Origin of the sequence: Streptomyces rectiviolaceus (assembly GCF_039533825.1) — a bacterium.
Classification (GTDB): Bacteria; Actinomycetota; Actinomycetes; order Streptomycetales; family Streptomycetaceae; genus Streptomyces; species Streptomyces rectiviolaceus.
Map to the genome: position 1 here is coordinate 68794 of NZ_BAAAUG010000030.1, position 1758 is coordinate 70551.

1 protein-coding gene and 1 pseudogene are annotated in these 1758 nt (G+C 72.6%); both read right to left on the bottom strand.

Going from position 1 to position 1758, the window contains the following annotated elements; translation table 11 throughout:
• Positions 1-307, bottom strand: a pseudogene (locus tag ABD378_RS10450) (hypothetical protein); the annotation flags it as partial.
• A 101-nt stretch (positions 308-408) separates the two neighbouring features.
• Positions 409-1758, bottom strand: a 1350-nt coding sequence (locus ABD378_RS10455) for an outer membrane protein assembly factor BamB family protein (protein WP_344520304.1), incomplete at its 5' end; no start/stop codon positions are given.

Below are 1758 nucleotides of genomic sequence, written 5' to 3' on the forward strand. Positions count from 1 at the left end.
CCCCCGGAGCGGCCGGGGGCGCGGGAGTCGCCGAAGGCGCCTGCACCGCACGCACCGGTATGCGCAGCACCGCCCCGCACCCGCACCCCAGCTCGGGCTGCGGCCACTGGTCCCGGCGCCCGCACATCCGGCACCGCACGGTCACCCACTCGTCCGCCCACGTCCGGTCCGTCACCGGTGTCACCGTCGCCCCGCGCGCCACTGGCGGGATCACGGGGGCGCCGCACGCGCAGGGGTACGACGGCGGCGCGTACACATGCTCGCGCCGGCAGACGGGGCACCGTACCGACACGCTGCTCTGCGTCATCACCCTCACCGTTTTCGCCGGCCCCGGCCGCGGTCTCAGTCGTGGCTTGGGGATCCCATCGTCCACCAAAACGGCGTGCCGGTCAGCTGTTTGACGTGACGTCAGCCAAATCCCACAGCGCCGATCCGCGACTTCGAACTCGACGCGAAGACGATCACCTTTCGTCCGCTCGCCGCGACCACGTTGCCGATGCCGTCCACGTCCGCCACGTACGGCAGCGTGCCGTCCCCGTCGGTCGCTCCGTCGGCGAGGTCGATGCGCACGACGCGGGTCGGTTCGTCGGGGTGGGCGAAGCCGGCCATGCCGGTCACCTTCCCGTCGCCCAGCGAGAGCAGATCCATGCTGCCGAACGGCAGCGGCCGGTGGAAGCGGACCTTGCCCGTGTCCGTGTCGATCGCGACGAGTTCGGGATGCCTGCCCGAGAGGCCACTGGTCTGCGCGGTCACGATGTCGCCATCGGACAGCATGCGGCCGTCGTCCTCGCCCCGGACCAGGTCGAGTTCGCCGTACGGACCGTTCACGGGGACCTCGTGGTGCGCGCGCCCCTTGAGGTCGAGGACGAGCAGCGCGTTCTTGCTGCCGTCGCCGCCCCGGCCGAGCGACACCGCCACCGGCTCGGTGGTGAGCACGCGCGGCTCGGTGACGTTGACGGGCAGCCTGTGCGTCCAGCGCACCTCACCGGTGGAGGCGTCCAGTTCCCGTACGGTGTTGGCGCTTGCGGCGGCGCCTTCCGGGCCCGGGCACTTCTGGAGGAGGACGACCGTGCGCGGGCCCACCGTCGTGATGAAGAGACCGCAGTTGTCGATCCCGGCGGTGTAGTGCCACAGCTCCTTGCCGGTGGCGCGGTCCAGGCCGACGACCCCGCGCTCGCCCGAGGTGACGAGCGCCCTGCCCGTCATGCCCAGCGTGATCCCGGCGTCGTTCGAGCCTCCGATGTCCTTGTCCCACAGGAGTTTCCCGCTGCCGGTGTCGACGGCGCCGACCCGTGTGCACTCGTTCTGCCGGTACGGGTCCTTGCCGAAGCTGAGGGCTCCGATGCCGCCGGACGTCGCGCTGGGGTCCGCCGACGCCGAGCAGGTCCGCAGGCCCTTCGGGGGCTTGACGGTCCAGAGTTCGTCGCCGGTGTCGGCGTCGTAGCCGCGGGCGCCGAGCCAGTCGACGCGGACAGCCGTCCCCTTGTGCAGCCAGCCGCCCAGCAGGAAGCGCTCGTCGTCGCTGCCGGAGACGTCGGCCGTCCATTTCTTCTCGCGGACGCCCTCCGCCTGCGCCGCCGTCCGTACGTCACTGCCGGGTCCGGCGGGCGCGGTGCGCGCGCCCTCGTTCGCCGGTGGCGTGGACGAGGAGGGCGGCGGCGAGCTGCTCGATGCGCCACCGCCGGGCTTCTTCCCTCGCGGGGTGCCGCCTCCGTCGTCGAGGAGCCGCGGCACGAACACCGCCGCGAGCACGGCGAG